Origin of the sequence: Mesorhizobium sp. M1428 (genome assembly GCF_040317515.1) — a bacterium.
Classification (GTDB): Bacteria; Pseudomonadota; Alphaproteobacteria; order Rhizobiales; family Rhizobiaceae; genus Mesorhizobium.
The window spans coordinates 197,847-211,135 of sequence record NZ_JAMYKT010000006.1 but is presented as its reverse complement, the minus strand read 5'-3'; the positions used below and the strand labels follow the sequence as shown (position 1 = coordinate 211,135).

At 62.2% G+C, this 13,289-nt stretch carries 12 protein-coding genes; 7 read left to right on the top strand and 5 right to left on the bottom strand.

The features are described 5' to 3' along the window. Positions 1-27: 27 nt before the first annotated feature. The 4 genes from NKG60_RS11315 to murA all read right to left on the bottom strand — a co-directional run bounded on the left by NKG60_RS11315 (position 28) and on the right by murA (position 4,901). Positions 28-1,548 carry an ABC transporter substrate-binding protein gene (locus NKG60_RS11315; RefSeq protein ID WP_352660552.1) on the bottom strand — a complete coding sequence of 507 codons (1,521 nt, stop codon included), beginning with the start codon at positions 1,546-1,548 and terminating at the stop codon, positions 28-30. A gap of 99 nt (positions 1,549-1,647) precedes the next feature. Beyond that, positions 1,648-2,571 (bottom strand): N-acetylmuramic acid 6-phosphate etherase, encoded by a 924-nt coding sequence (gene murQ / locus NKG60_RS11310; protein WP_352661298.1) that lies wholly within the window; start codon positions 2,569-2,571, stop codon positions 1,648-1,650. Positions 2,572-2,757: 186 nt separating this feature from the next. After that, positions 2,758-3,648, bottom strand: a complete 891-nt coding sequence (locus NKG60_RS11305) for a glucosamine kinase nucleotide-binding domain-containing protein (RefSeq protein WP_352660554.1) — start codon at positions 3,646-3,648, stop codon at positions 2,758-2,760. Then, on the bottom strand, positions 3,645-4,901 hold the full coding sequence (murA, locus tag NKG60_RS11300; RefSeq protein ID WP_352660556.1) for a UDP-N-acetylglucosamine 1-carboxyvinyltransferase: 1,257 nt from the start codon (positions 4,899-4,901) through the stop codon (positions 3,645-3,647). Before murA ends, NKG60_RS11305 begins: the two co-directional genes overlap by 4 nt. A gap of 186 nt (positions 4,902-5,087) precedes the next feature. Between murA and NKG60_RS11295 the strand changes: the two genes are divergently transcribed. Further along, positions 5,088-5,936, top strand: a complete 849-nt coding sequence (locus tag NKG60_RS11295) for a MurR/RpiR family transcriptional regulator (protein ID WP_352660559.1) — start codon at positions 5,088-5,090, stop codon at positions 5,934-5,936. A 43-nt stretch (positions 5,937-5,979) separates the two neighbouring features. Here NKG60_RS11295 and NKG60_RS11290 read toward each other — a convergent pair whose 3' ends face one another. Further along, positions 5,980-6,651, bottom strand: a complete 672-nt coding sequence (locus tag NKG60_RS11290) for a FadR/GntR family transcriptional regulator (protein WP_352660561.1) — start codon at positions 6,649-6,651, stop codon at positions 5,980-5,982. Between the two features lie 195 nt (positions 6,652-6,846). On the opposite strand from NKG60_RS11290, the gene NKG60_RS11285 reads away from it, so the two are divergent. From NKG60_RS11285 to NKG60_RS11260, 6 genes are all read left to right on the top strand, one after another. Continuing rightward, complete coding sequence (locus NKG60_RS11285) at positions 6,847-7,725, top strand: fumarylacetoacetate hydrolase family protein (RefSeq protein WP_352660564.1); 879 nt, start codon at positions 6,847-6,849, stop codon at positions 7,723-7,725. After that, on the top strand, positions 7,722-8,501 hold the full coding sequence (locus NKG60_RS11280) for an alpha/beta fold hydrolase (RefSeq protein ID WP_352660567.1): 780 nt from the start codon (positions 7,722-7,724) through the stop codon (positions 8,499-8,501). The genes NKG60_RS11285 and NKG60_RS11280 overlap by 4 nt, the downstream gene beginning before the upstream one ends. A gap of 54 nt (positions 8,502-8,555) precedes the next feature. Continuing rightward, entirely contained in the window at positions 8,556-9,896 is a 1,341-nt protein-coding gene (locus NKG60_RS11275) for a metal-dependent hydrolase family protein (RefSeq protein ID WP_352660570.1), read from the top strand. A gap of 74 nt (positions 9,897-9,970) precedes the next feature. Further along, positions 9,971-10,972, top strand: coding sequence for a branched-chain amino acid ABC transporter permease (locus tag NKG60_RS11270; RefSeq protein ID WP_352660572.1), 1,002 nt, complete (start codon positions 9,971-9,973; stop codon positions 10,970-10,972). After that, positions 10,969-11,994, top strand: coding sequence for a branched-chain amino acid ABC transporter permease (locus NKG60_RS11265; RefSeq protein WP_352660575.1), 1,026 nt, complete (start codon positions 10,969-10,971; stop codon positions 11,992-11,994). Before NKG60_RS11270 ends, NKG60_RS11265 begins: the two co-directional genes overlap by 4 nt. A 46-nt stretch (positions 11,995-12,040) precedes the next feature. Next, positions 12,041-13,288, top strand: coding sequence for an ABC transporter substrate-binding protein (locus NKG60_RS11260; protein ID WP_352660578.1), 1,248 nt, complete (start codon positions 12,041-12,043; stop codon positions 13,286-13,288). Position 13,289: the final 1 nt, after the last annotated feature.

The following is a 13,289-nucleotide window of genomic DNA, read 5'->3' as shown; positions in this document are numbered from 1 at the left end:
AACATCCTCTCGTCCGGCATCAAAGAGCTACTGGATCGTCACCTTGGCGAGGCTGAACAGCGAACCTGTCGGCACCGGTTCGAATCCTGCGATATTCTTCTGCTGTGCCGTGTAGCTGTAGGACGTGTAGAGCCAGATCCAGGGCGACATCTCAGTGATGTGCTTCTCGAAGTCGGCGAAGATCGCTTTGCGCGCTGCCGGGTCGGTCTCGGTGCGGCCCTTCTGCATAAGGCTGTCCAGCGTGTCGTCGATATAGTTCGCGACCTTCTGCAGATTGCCCGTCTTGGTCCAGTAGCGGTTGTACATAGTGTAGGGATCGGCCCTGCCGCCGTTCAGCGCGACGGCCATGTCGAAATCACCCTTTAGCCAGGCATCGACGTAGACGTTGAGCTCCATCATCTTGATGTCGAGCTTGACGCCGATTTCTGCGAGTTGCGACTGGATGACCTGGGCTTCCGCCGCTGCCGTCGGCGGCTCGCCGGTGGCGCCGATCACGGTCGCCGAAAAGCCGTCGGCATAGCCGGCCTCAGTCATCAACTGCTTGGCCTTCACAATGTCGCGCTTATAGCAGAACAACTTGCTTGGATCGGTCGCCAGCGCCGGGATGGTCAGCGGGCCGGTGACCTTGCCTTCGCCGAGCGAGGCGGTGTCCAGCACTTCCTGCCGGTCGATGGCGCAGGAGATCGCCTGACGCACCTTGAGTTCGGTCATCGGCTTGCGGGAAGGATTGAGCTGCAGCACGTGATAGGCAAGTACCGGCACGCGGTTCAACTGCAGGCTGGCTTCCTTGGGCACCAGCGTGGCGACAAGCGGATCGTTGAGCAGGGCAAAATCGATCTGCTTGGTGCGCATCGCTGCCAGGATCGCCGTCTCGTCCGGCAACACGCTGATCTCGATGCCGTCGACACCGATCGTGCCGCCCGCCCAATCCTTGTTGGCCACAAGCACTTCCTTGGAATTCGGATCCCATTTCTCGAGCTTGAACGGACCTGAGCCGATCGTCGTCGTGCCAATCGAGCCGGCCGTGATTTCGCTTGCCGGGACGATCGCCGCATTGACGTCGCTCATCGCCGTCAGGATCGGCACATCCGGCTGCGAGAGGTGGAACACGACGGTGGCTGGATCGGGCGTGTCGATGCTGGCGATCGAGAGAAAGTTGGCGCGCGCCGCAGCGCCCGTCTTCTCGTCGAGTATGCGCTCGAACGATGCCTTGACGTCGGCCGAGGTCACGGCGGCGCCGTTCTGGAATTTTGCTTTCGGATTGAGCTTGAAGCTCAGCTCCTTGCCGTCCGGCGAGAACTGCCATGAATCGGCAATCGCGGGCGTGATTTGCAGGTTTGCGTCGAGCCGCACCAGCGGTTCGTAGATCAGCTCCAGCAGCCGCAGTGAGGAGAATGCCGTCTGCTTGTGGGGATCAAGACCGGTGGCGTCCTGCGACCACGCCATATGCAGCGTCGCCGCACTCGCCTGCACCGGTAGCGCGGCGAGGCCAACCATTGCCGCGAGCGTCATGCCGGAAAGCAGTTTCTTGCCAATGTGCCGTACCATTGTCGTCTCCCATTATTGTTAAACCAGATGCCTTGCAGTTCCCCGGACCGCTTCAAAGGGACACACGCCCCGGAACATCGGCCCAGCATCCATGCGGTCTTACACGGTCTTTTCGCCTATCGCCTTGCGCAGGAAACCTCCCGCGTTGGCAAGCGCCTTACGTGCTTCTTCGACACCCATGCCGGTGATCGTCACCAGGATTGCCAGTTTTACATCATTGCCGGTCTGGTCGAGCGCCTGTCGTGCCTGCTGTGCCGCGCAGCCGGTCGTCTGCATCACGATCCTGACCGCCCTGGCGACAAGCTTCTTGTTGCTTGGATTGAGGTCAACCATCAGATTCTGATAGCTCTTGCCGATACGGATCATACTGGCGGTAGACAGCATGTTGAGCACCAGCTTTTGCGCCGTTCCCGATTTCAACCGGGTCGAGCCGGTGAGGACCTCCGGGCCAACCACCGGAGAGATGGCAATATCGGCAATGCCGGCGATGGTTGATCGAGGATTGCAGGACAGCGCCACGGTGGTGGCTCCCACCTCCTTGGCATAGGTCAAGCCGCCGATGACATAGGGTGTGCGTCCGCTGACAGCGATGCCGACCACCACGTCGTCGGCGGTCAGCTTGATGTCCTGCAGCGCCTTTATTCCCTGTTTCGGATCGTCCTCAGCGCCTTCCGCAGAGTGCACCAGTGCGTCGACACCACCGGCGATCAGGCCCACCACCATGTCTTCGGGTACGCCGAAGGTCGGCGGACATTCCGAGGCGTCGAGGACGCCGAGCCGGCCGCTGGTGCCGGCGCCCATATAGACAAGGCGTGCACCGTTCTGGAACGCGCTCACAATCCGGTCCACGACCGCCGCAATGTCGGGGATGACCTTCTCGACGGCTGCCGCAACGCCTTTGTCCTCGTCATTGATCTTGCGCAGCACCTCGAGGGTCGGCAACAGATCGATGTCCATCGTCTTCGGGTTCCGGTCCTCGGAAACCAGCCGCTCCAGCTCCGACATCAACCCTTGTTCGACCACTTCGCTTACTTTCAAGTGCGACTGCGAGCAGGACTGTGATGCCCGCGGCAAGCGGCGTCCAGTGCCTGCACCTGGCCGTCGGCTCGGATACCGGCTGCGCCGGTTCTGTTTCGTTAACTTTTTAGAATTCGATATTCTCTCTGTCAACGGAAAGCAGGAATATTATATTCCTTGCCGAGCAAGGCATCACTGGCGGCAGAGCGATTTTCTGGCCAGGATTATGGCTCCCGAAACCGCGTCGCCGTCGGCCGGCTTCAGCCGTCGGCGGACGTCGGGAGCGAGCCATGGCTCAAGCGGGCTGGACAAACCTCCGAGCAGCGTAATCCGCGGCGCGCCTTTTTCGAACAGCACCCGCACGAACGTGTCGATCTGCTCGGCAGCGCCCTGCACGATCCGCCGACCGGCCGGATCGCCCTGGTCGGCATGGCGGATCACCATCGGCGCCATGGCGGCATAGTCCGTCGCGCTGGCGCGGTCCATCCAGGCCACGGCCTCGAACGGATCGTCCCTGAAGCGCTGCATCACCTCGGCCAGCAGCGCCGTCCGCTCATGCCGGCCGTCATGGGCTCGCAAGGCAAGCTGCACTGCCTTTAGTCCGAGATCGGCGCCGCTGCCCTCGTCGGAAATCGGAAAACCGTAGCCGCCGACGCGCAGGTCGCGCCCTTCGACAAAGCCGAGCCCGATCGACCCGGTCCCGGCTATGACGATGGCGCCGTCTTGACCCGAATGCGCGCCAAGGCAAGCCGCGATGCCGTCGCTGACGAAGTCGATGGTCGCAAAGGGATGTTCGATGCCACGAAACGCCTCGAGCGCACCCTTACGGCCGATACCGGCAACACCGACACCGGCGCGGATTCTGGCGATTTCCGCCGCCGCGAACCCTGCCTCTTCGATCGCCGCGCCAAAGGCTTTGGCAATCGAGGCCCAGGCCGCCTCTATACCGAGCCGCGTTGTCGCCGGGCCCGACAGGCCTTGCCCGAGCACGGTTCCCGCCTCGTCTTCGATACGCGCCCGGCAGCCGGTTCCGCCGCCATCGACGCCCAGGAAATAATGCGGAGACGCCCCACCGGCACTCATTGCCTTATTCGTTCGATCTGGGCGCCACACAGCCGAAGCTTGCGGTCCAATTGCTCGTATCCGCGGTCGAGATGATAGACGCGGTTGATCGTCGTCTCGCCCTCCGACACCAGCGCCGCCAGTACCAGCGAGACTGAGGCGCGCAGGTCGGTCGCCATCACTTGCGCGCCCTTCAGCTTCTCGCCTCCGCGCACCAGCGCCATGGTGCCTTGCAGCTTGATGTTGGCGCCGAGCCGCATCAGTTCGGGCACATGCATGAAGCGGTTCTCGAAGATCGTCTCGCGCAACAGCGAAGCGCCCTCGGCACAGCACATCAACGCCATGAACTGCGCCTGGAGATCGGTCGGAAAGCCCGGATAAGGCTCCGTCGTCACGTCGACCGCCTTGAGCGACCCGTCTCTCGATACGATCAGCCCGCGGTCGCCCGGCCATATTTTCATACCGGCTGCTTCGAGCAGCTGGACGACAGATGCCATGTGCTCGAGCCGGGCATGAGTCAGCTCGAGCTGGCCGCCGGTAATAGCCGCTGCGACGGCATAGGTGCCGGCCTCTATCCGGTCCGGGATGATGTCGTGCGTGGCGGCGCGCCAGTCTGTGCTGCCCGCGATCAGGATGCGGTGCGTGCCAGCGCCCTCGATCCGCGCGCCCATGGCGTTCAGGCAGGCGGCAAGATCGGCCACCTCCGGCTCGCGCGCCGCGTTGAGGATCTCGGTTTCTGCTTTTGCAGTCGTCGCCGCCATCATCGCCGTTTCGGTCGCGCCGACCGACGGCGAGCTCAAAACGATGCGCGCGCCTTTCAGTCCGCCCGGCGCCGACGCGACGATCAGTCCGTTTTCGATCGCGATATCGGCGCCAAGTGCGGCAAGTGCGGCGACATGCATGTCGACCGGCCGTGCGCCGATCGCGCAGCCGCCAGGCAGCGAGACCCGGGCATGGCCGAAGCGGGCAAGCAGTGGACCGAGAACCAGCACCGTCGCGCGCATGCGCCTGACTGTATCGTAGCTTGTCTCCCTGGAGACGGCAGCACTGGTATCGATTGTGGCGGCATGCGCCGATCTGGTGACCTCGGCCCCATGAAGCCCGACGACGCCAAGCATGTTGTCGACATCCGTCACCTCAGGCAGGTTGGTTAGCTGCAGCGGATAAGGGCTAAGCAACGCCGCCGCTATTTGCGGCAAGGCCGCGTTCTTGGCGCCGGAGATCGTCACCGCGCCCTCAAGCCTGCGCCCGCCGACGATCCGCAATTTGTCCATAGCTCTGACCTAATCCCGAGCTGTCGGCGAGTCTACGATCTTTCATGTCCGAATCGTCGACGTGCCCGAAGGCTGGGCCGAAACCGCACCGGTCGAGATTTGATGGTTCATTCTTGGCTGTCAATCAGAGACGGAATAATTTATTCCTTGGGTTGGCATTGTCGATGACAGGCAACGGGGGAACGCATGTCCGTCCTGAAGAAGATCGAGGCCAAGCTCGAAATCATGGCGCCCGGCGACCGCGAGATCGGGCGCTATATCGTCGACAATCCCGACCAGATGCTCCGCCTATCGACAGCGGGGCTTGCCGCCGAGATCGGCCGCAGCCAGTCGAGCGTCGTCAAGTTCAGCCAGAAGCTCGGCTATGCCAGCTATCAGGAGCTTAAGCTCGCCGTCAGCGAGGCCAAGTCGCAGGAATGGCACGTGCCGGCTGGCATGATCCACGGTTCGATCGAGGTCGGCGACAGCTATCTGGTCATCCTGCGCAAGCTGATCGGCAGCAAGCTTTCGTCGATGCAGCAGACCGTCGCGGCCAACACCGAGCAGGAAATCGGCAAGGCCCTTGAAGCCTTGAACGGTGCGCGCCGCATTCATTTGGCTGGCGTCGGCGCATCCTCGCTGGTGGCGCGCGATTTTTCCTACAAGCTGATGAAGCTCGGCCGCAACGTGCTGCACGACAGCGACAGCCATGTGCAAATGGCCAATGTCTCGACGCTTGGACGAGGTGACGTGCTGTTCGCGCTCTCCTATTCCGGGGCGAGCATCGAAACCCTGCGGATAGCCGAACTCGCCCGCAAACGTGGCACCACCGTTATCGCCGTCACCGGACTTCGCGACAATCCGCTGAGCCAGGTTGCCGACATTCGCCTCCACACGATCGCCGATGAAGAGCGCGCGCGCTCGTCATCGATAACCGCGCGCGACGCACAACTGACGCTAACCGACCTGCTGTTCATCCTGCTCGTGCAGAAGCAGCCTGACGCCAATGAATACGTCCACAACAGCGAATTGGCCGTCTCGGTGCTGAAGGCTTAGTCGTTGGACGCGTGTCACCCGCCCTCCTTGACCAGTGCGTTTACTAGCGGCCCAGAAGGTTGCGCTCGACTGTCTTGAGATGGGCGAGCATCGCCTGGTTGGCGCTTTCCGGATCACGGCGCAGCAATGCATCCACTATCGTCTGATGCTCGTCGCAATAAACGCGCCTGCGCTCCTCCGAGAATGAGCGCTTTTTCATTTCGAACCAAGGCGATTGGTTGCGGATCGTGCGCATGAGATTGTGAATCTCTTTCAGGAAGTCATTGCGGCAGCAGGCGAAGACGCGGTGATGGAACTCGGCGTCCCAATGCTCGAAATCCGGCATGTCCTCGGCAGCGCATGCGATCTGATGTGCTTCGCGAACGGCGTTTAGTTCCGCCATGCTGGCATTGGTGGCGGCGAAGGCCGCCGCCGCCGGCTCCAGCAGCTGCCTGATCTCCATCATGTCGGCGGGGCTGGTGCCTTCCATCCGCGTGACCGTTGCCGCGATGGAATCGGGATTGGTCGCGGTCAGAAAAGTGCCGCGCCCGACATGCCGGACAACGGTTCCGTCCTCCTCCAGGAATCCGACGGCGCGGCGCACCGTATTGCGCGCCACGCCGAACTCGGCCGCAAGGTCGCGCTCGGGCGGCATTCGCCCGTCCTGAAGCCACTCGCCGGCCGAAATCCGCTTTTTCAGCACAGTGGCGATGTCGTTGGCGACGAGCTTGGGCATTTGTTGAGAACTTTAATCTGATCCAATGTTGAACCAATACTATCAGCCAGTGCCCCGCTGGTCCAGCACCAGATGAGGCCTGGGCATGTTTTGCCAAGCCAATCAACGAAATCCCTCTTGCGGCCTAAACCAATCGGCGATAGCGTGTAGCGAAAGAGCAAGATATTGGCTCACAAAAGGTTCAGGGAGGAACGAATGAAGGTCGCGACGTTTTCGATCGCCGGCGAACGGCGCGTCGGCGTTGTCGATGTCGATAATCAGTCGGTCGCGCCATTCGATATTCCTGTCGAACAGGCATTGTCGGGTGTGCTGGCGCTGTTGCGGCGCAACGGCGCCGGGATGCCGCGCACGCTGTCGCCGGTACCGCTGGCGCAGGTCGAACTCGAGGCGCCGATACCTTTGCCTGCCCGCAACATCTTTTGCGTCGGCAAGAATTATCATGAGCACGCCCATGAATTTGCCCGCAGCGGCTTCGATTCGAGCGCCGCTGCCGGCGCCATTCCACAGCATCCAATCATTTTCTCGAAGGTCCCGGAATCGGTCGTTGCAACGCATTCGAGCGTGCTGATCGACCCTTCCATATCGACTGCGATCGATTATGAGGCGGAACTGGCCGTCATTATCGGCAAGGGCGGGCGCGGCATCTCGAAAACCGACGCTTACGATCACGTCTGGGGCTATACGATCGTCAATGACGTCACCGCCCGAGATCTCCAGGGAAAATACAGCCAGTGGCTGATCGGTAAGTCGCAGGATACGTTTTGCCCGATGGGCCCATGGGCAATCACCAAGGATGAGCTCGACCTGGAAAACGCTGCGGTGCGTTGTTTCGTCAACGACGACCTTCGCCAGAATTCCAAAATATCGCTGCTCATCTTCGATATCCCGACGATCATATCGACGCTGTCGCAAGGCATCACTTTAAAGCCGGGCGACATCATCGCCACCGGCACACCGGTCGGTGTCGGCATCGGCTTCGATCCGCCGAAATATCTCAAGGCCGGCGACATTGTCCGGGTCGAGATCGACGGCATCGGTACGCTGGAGAACCGGATCGTGGAGCGGGTGCAATGACGACTGTCACCGTCGGGCCGATAGTCGCGGAAAGCACCGGCGAGGGCGAACCGGTGGTGATGATCCACGGTCTCGGCGGAACCTCGAACATGTTCCAGCCGCAGTTGGAAGCGCTGTCGGCTTATCGTGTCATCCGCCTAGACCTGCCGGGCTCCGGCCGTTCGCCGCGGCCGCTCGATCCGTTGACGATCGAGCTCATGGGCGATGCGGTCGTCCGTGCGATGGCTGGCATGGGCGTCGCCCGGGCACATTTCGTCGGCCATTCCATGGGCACGATCGTGTGTCAGTTGATCGCAGCGATGCAGCCCTCGCTGGTCAGGTCCCTAGTCTTGTTCGGTGCGCTCGCCGAACCGACCGAGGCGACGCGGCAAGGCCTTGCCAACCGTGCGCGATTGGCGCGATCAGGCGGTATCGCCGACATTGCCGACCAGATCGTCGCCAATGCACTGTCGGCCCATACCAGGGAGACCTCGCCGGCCGCCGTCGCCTTCGTGCGCGAATCCATCACCAGGCAGGACCCGGAAGCCTATGCCCGCAGCTGCGAAGCCCTGGCCAAGGCGGCTGCCGTGGATACGCGCCGGATTTCAGCGCCGACCCTTTTGGTTACCGGCGACGCCGACACGGTCAATCCGATGAGCGTCGGCCAGGCGCTTGCCGACAGGATAAAGGGAGCGATATTCTTGTCCCTCGATCGGTGCGGCCATTGGGCCACGGTGGAGTGCCCCCGCGAAAGCAGCCAAAAGCTCGCCGATTTTTTGAGACGCGTTGATAGGTGAGGATCGGAATTCGGGCGTAAAAACAGTGCGCCCGACAGTTTGGGAGGTTTTCTGATGGCAGACGACGGCTGGAACGCAAACGGTTCGGGCAGCACGCTGTTCACCAATGTGCGCGTGCTCGATGCGACCGGCGAATACCCCTACACCGGCGAGGTGCTGGTTCAGGGCAACCGCATCAAGCAGATCACCAAGGGCTCGTCGCGTTTCGGCTCGCCGGCTGTGTCGTCCGCCTACAGCGGCCTGTCAGGCGGTGTCACGACGATCGACGGCATGGGCGCGACGCTGATGCCGGGCATGATCGACGCGCATCTGCATCTCTCCTGGAACAATGCGCCCGGGATCGACCCGATCCAGATGATGGAGGTCGAAGAGCACATGCTGGTCACCATGGAGATGGCCAAGCTGGTGCTCGATGCCGGTTTCACCGCCGGCCGCGGTGCCGCAGCCGCCAAGCCGCGACTCGACGTTGTGTGCAAGAAATTCATCAATCAGGGGCGTTTTCCCGGGCCACGTTACCTTGCCGCCGGCCCCGAGATTACGACTGTCGGCGGCCTCGGCGACTCCGCGCCTTCGCACATTCCGCATGAAGGCCTCAATCTCGGCATTGTCGTCTCAGGTCCGGAGGAAATCCGCCGCACGGTGCGCCAGCTGATCAAATACGGTGTCGATTCCATCAAGCTCAATCTGTCCGGCGAGAGCATCACCGGCATGGGCGCCGAAGAAACGCCGATGTCGGAGGAAGAGGTCGCCATGGCCGCCTCCGAGGCCCGCTGCCGCAACAAGGTGCTGTCGGCACATGCGCGCTCATCCGGCTCGGTCAAGCAGTGTGTCCGCCACGGTATCCAGAACATCTACCACGCTTCGTTTGCCGACGAGGAAGCCCTCGACATGCTGGAGGCGGCCAAGGACAAGCATTTCGTGGCCCCTGGCATCGCCTGGCTGATCAACACCGCACGCCATGCCGAGCAATGGGGCATCAAGCCGGGCTCGCCGCTCTCGCTCGAATATGAGCGTGAGCTCGAAATGTGCATCGAGACGATGAAGAAAATGCACCGCCGCGGCATCCGCGTTTGCATCGGCGGCGACTACGGTTTTGCCTGGACGCCGCAAGGCACCAACGCCAGGGACATCCAGACCTTCGTCGAGATGCTTGGCTTCTCACCGATGGAGGCAATCCAGGCCGGGACCAAATATGGCGGACAGATTATGGGCATGGGCGACGAGCTCGGTATGATCAAGGAAGGTTACCTCGCCGATCTGCTGTTGATCGACGGCGACCCGATATCCGACGTGCGCATCCTGCAGGACAAGAACCGCATCCTCGCCATCATGAAGGACGGCAAGTTCCACAAAGCGCCGCGCTTGAATGAACAGCGCCGCCGGCTGACCGCATGAGCATTCTGGACCGGCCACCTTCGTCTGACATTTCGAGGCCCAGGACTTCGGGGCTCGAGATTTCTGGCGGCGGCATGACGCGCAGGCAGGCGTGGGGGCTTTTCTGGCTCCTGGTCGCCGCCGTTGTTGCATGGCTGGTGTTTTCCGTTTGGCCGGACTGGCTGAACGCGATCCTGATCTCGAAAAAGGCATTCGTCAGCGCCATCCTCAACGGCATCACTCTGGCTGGCCTCTATTTCCTGGTCGCCAGTGGCTTTACCCTGATCTTCGGCTTGATGCGTAACGTCAACCTGGCGCATGGCTCGCTCTATCTGCTTGGCGCCTATATCGGTTATGAGGTGGCGAACCGTACCGGCTACTGGCTGCTAGGTGTCGCCGCGGGGTTTATCGCTCTGGCTCTCGTCGGCGTCGTCATGCAGATTTTCGTCTTCCGGCGCCTGGAAGGCGATGACCTTCGCCAGACCCTGGTCAGCATCGGTATCTCGATCGTCGCCGCCGACCTGATGCTGGCGGTCTGGGCCGGCGGCACCTATCAGATCCCGGTGCCGGAATGGCTCGACGGTGCACTGACCTTGCCGGTGATCACGGCCGTGCGGTCGAATGGCGTCTCGGTGTTCCTCACCTACCCGCTTTATCGCGTCGTCGTGCTGGCGGCTGCGGTCGTCATCGGCATCGGCCTTTGGCTGATGCTGCACAAGACGCGCGTCGGCATGATGGTCCGCGCCGGCGTCGACGACCGCGCCATGCTGTCGGCCTCGGGCGTCAACGTGCATGCGGTCTTTGCAGTCGTCTTTGCCGTTGGCGCCGGACTTGCCGGCTTTGCCGGCGTCGTCGGCGGCTCGGCATTGTCGGTGGCGCCCGGCGAGGACGTCCGCTATCTCCTCGCTTCGCTCGTCGTCGTCATCGTCGGCGGCATGGGTTCGATTACCGGTGCCGCAATCGGCGCGCTGCTGATCGGCCTCGCCGAGCAGATCGGCCTCGTCTATTTCCCAACCTACGGGATCGTGCTCACCTTCGTCATCATGGTGGTAGCGCTGTCGGTGCGGCCGCAAGGCATCATGGGGAAGGCGCGATGAGCCTGACCGTCGCCGTGGACGCCGCGCCCCGACCGAACTGGCTGGAGAAGCTCGGCGCCGGCCACATCGTCCTTGCCGTCGCACTGGTCCTTTATCCGCTGGTGGCATCCGATTTCTTCCTGACGCAGATCGGCGGCTATTCGCTGATCTTCGGCATGCTCGCACTGTCGCTGATGATGCTGGCCGGCTATGGCGGCATGGTCAGCCTTGCCCAGATCACTGTCGCCGGCATCGCCGCCTATGCCATCGCCATCCTCGGCGAGAACAATTCGAACGTGCTCGGCTTCGGCTGGCCGTGGTGGATCGCGGCACCCTTCGCCATAATGGCGGCGGCGGTGGCGTCGGCGCTGATCGGCTGGATCTCGGTGCGCACCGAAGGCATCTATACCATCATGATCACGCTGGCGATCGCCACCGCGACCTTCTATTTCGCCCAGCAAAACTACGCGATCTTCAACGGCCATTCCGGTTATGCCGGCATTCGCGCGCCGGTGTTCTGGGGCGTCAACTGGCGCGACCCGAAGGCCTTCTACTATCTCTGCCTGGGTTCGGCGGTGCTGTCCTATGCGGCGATACTCTATGGCGCCCGCTCGACCTTCGGCATGACCGTGCAGGCAATCCGCGACAATCCGCGCCGCATGCGCGCCCTCGGCTATCACGTCACCGCACACAAGGTCTTTGCGTGGTTCCTGGCCGGCATCATTGCCGGCGTAGCAGGTGTGTTGCTGGTGTGGTTCAATGGGCGTGTCTCACCCGGCACGATCGGCGTCGATGCAGCCATCGACGTGCTGATCATCGCCGTCATCGGCGGTTTGCGTCACCCGATCGGGCCATTTCTCGGCGCGCTCGTCGTCGTCCTGATGCAGACGTTTGCCATCGATATTGTCGGCGCCGAGCGTTTCAACACGCTGATCGGACTGGTGTTCCTGGTGATAGTCTTCATCTCGCCGGATGGAATTCTTGGGTTGTGGGGGAGGATTAAGCCGCAGCTAGCTCAAGAGTCCTTGCGTTCCGGTCCGTGACGCCGGAGCGGAATGAACTGCATCAATCAATCAAAGGGAGGAAAAAATGAGAATACATCGACGCACACTGCTTGCGCTGGCGCTTGCCACCGGGCTGACAGCTCCATCTCTGGCGCTTGCCGCCGACGACACGATCAAGATCGGCCTGCTCGCAACTTTCGAGGGACCGTTCACGGTGCTCGGCGAAGACGGCGAGCGTGGCGCGAAGACGGCGCTCGACGAGGTCAGCGGCATGGTTGCCGGCAAGAAGATCGAGATCGTCAAAGGCTCGTCCGACGCTTCGCCGGATAGCGCCGTGCGTGCTGCCCGCAAGCTGGTCGAGCAGGATGGCGTCAAGGTCTTGGTCGGCCCGCTTTCGGGCGACGAAGGGCTGGCGGTCAAGGACTATGCCAAGACCCAGCCGACTGTGACTTTCATCAATGGCACCTCCGCGGCACAGGACACCACGCTGCGCAACCCGGCCGAAAATTTCTTCCGCTTCTCGACCGACGGCGCGCAGTGGATGGCCGGTCTCGGCACCTATGCCTTCAACGACAAAGGCTACAAGCGGGTCGCCACGGTCGCCGAGGATTATTCTTTCCCGTATACGCAGGTCTTCGGCTTCATGGCTGAGTTCTGCAAGGCAGGCGGCAAGGTGCCGTCCAAATCCTGGGTGCCGATCGGCAACAAGGACTTTTCGTCCGTCATCGCGGCCATTCCCGATGACGTCGATGCAATCTACGTCGCGCTTGGCGGCGCCGACGCGGTGAACTTCCTGACCCAGTATCAGCAGGGTGGCGGCGCGGCCCCCTTGATTGGTGGCTCGATCACCGTCGACCAGACGGTGCTGACCTCGAAGGGCAAGCTGCGCGACGTGCTGGTCGGCACGCCTTCCGCCGGACCGACCGCCGATACCAACGACGCGCCCGCCTGGAAAACATTCGTCGAAGCCTACAAGAAGCAGCCAGGCGCCTTTCCCTCGCCGTCGCTCTTCGCCCACGGCTATTACGTCAACATGAAGGCGACGTTGCTGGGTCTCGAACAGGTCGGCGGCGATGTCTCCGACGGCGGCGCCAAGCTGCGAGATGCGCTCTCGAAACTGTCTTTCGACACGCCGACCGGCAAGGTGTCGCTGGACAAGAACCGCAACGCCATCGCGGACATCTACCTGACCGAGGTGACGGAAGGGCCAGACGGCAATCTTTTGAACAAGCTTGTCAAAGTCGTGTCGCAGGTCAACCAGACGCTGGGCATTCCCGAAGACGAGTTCACCAAGCTTGGGGCTGTCAGCCGCGACAACCCGAGCTGCCCGTAAC

What these genes read in the sequence shown, in the direction of transcription:
- NKG60_RS11270 (WP_352660572.1), top strand. Translation starts at nt 9,971, where the DNA reads ATGACGCGCAGGCAGGCGTGGGGGCTTTTCTGGCTCCTGGTCGCCGCC.
- NKG60_RS11265 (WP_352660575.1), top strand. Translation starts at nt 10,969, where the DNA reads ATGAGCCTGACCGTCGCCGTGGACGCCGCGCCCCGACCGAACTGGCTG.
- NKG60_RS11275 (WP_352660570.1), top strand. Translation starts at nt 8,556, where the DNA reads ATGGCAGACGACGGCTGGAACGCAAACGGTTCGGGCAGCACGCTGTTC.
- NKG60_RS11305 (WP_352660554.1), bottom strand. Translation starts at nt 3,648, where the DNA reads ATGAGTGCCGGTGGGGCGTCTCCGCATTATTTCCTGGGCGTCGATGGC.
- NKG60_RS11285 (WP_352660564.1), top strand. Translation starts at nt 6,847, where the DNA reads ATGAAGGTCGCGACGTTTTCGATCGCCGGCGAACGGCGCGTCGGCGTT.
- NKG60_RS11295 (WP_352660559.1), top strand. Translation starts at nt 5,088, where the DNA reads ATGTCCGTCCTGAAGAAGATCGAGGCCAAGCTCGAAATCATGGCGCCC.
- NKG60_RS11290 (WP_352660561.1), bottom strand. Translation starts at nt 6,651, where the DNA reads ATGCCCAAGCTCGTCGCCAACGACATCGCCACTGTGCTGAAAAAGCGG.
- murA (WP_352660556.1), bottom strand. Translation starts at nt 4,901, where the DNA reads ATGGACAAATTGCGGATCGTCGGCGGGCGCAGGCTTGAGGGCGCGGTG.
- NKG60_RS11280 (WP_352660567.1), top strand. Translation starts at nt 7,722, where the DNA reads ATGACGACTGTCACCGTCGGGCCGATAGTCGCGGAAAGCACCGGCGAG.
- NKG60_RS11315 (WP_352660552.1), bottom strand. Translation starts at nt 1,548, where the DNA reads ATGGTACGGCACATTGGCAAGAAACTGCTTTCCGGCATGACGCTCGCG.
- NKG60_RS11260 (WP_352660578.1), top strand. Translation starts at nt 12,041, where the DNA reads ATGAGAATACATCGACGCACACTGCTTGCGCTGGCGCTTGCCACCGGG.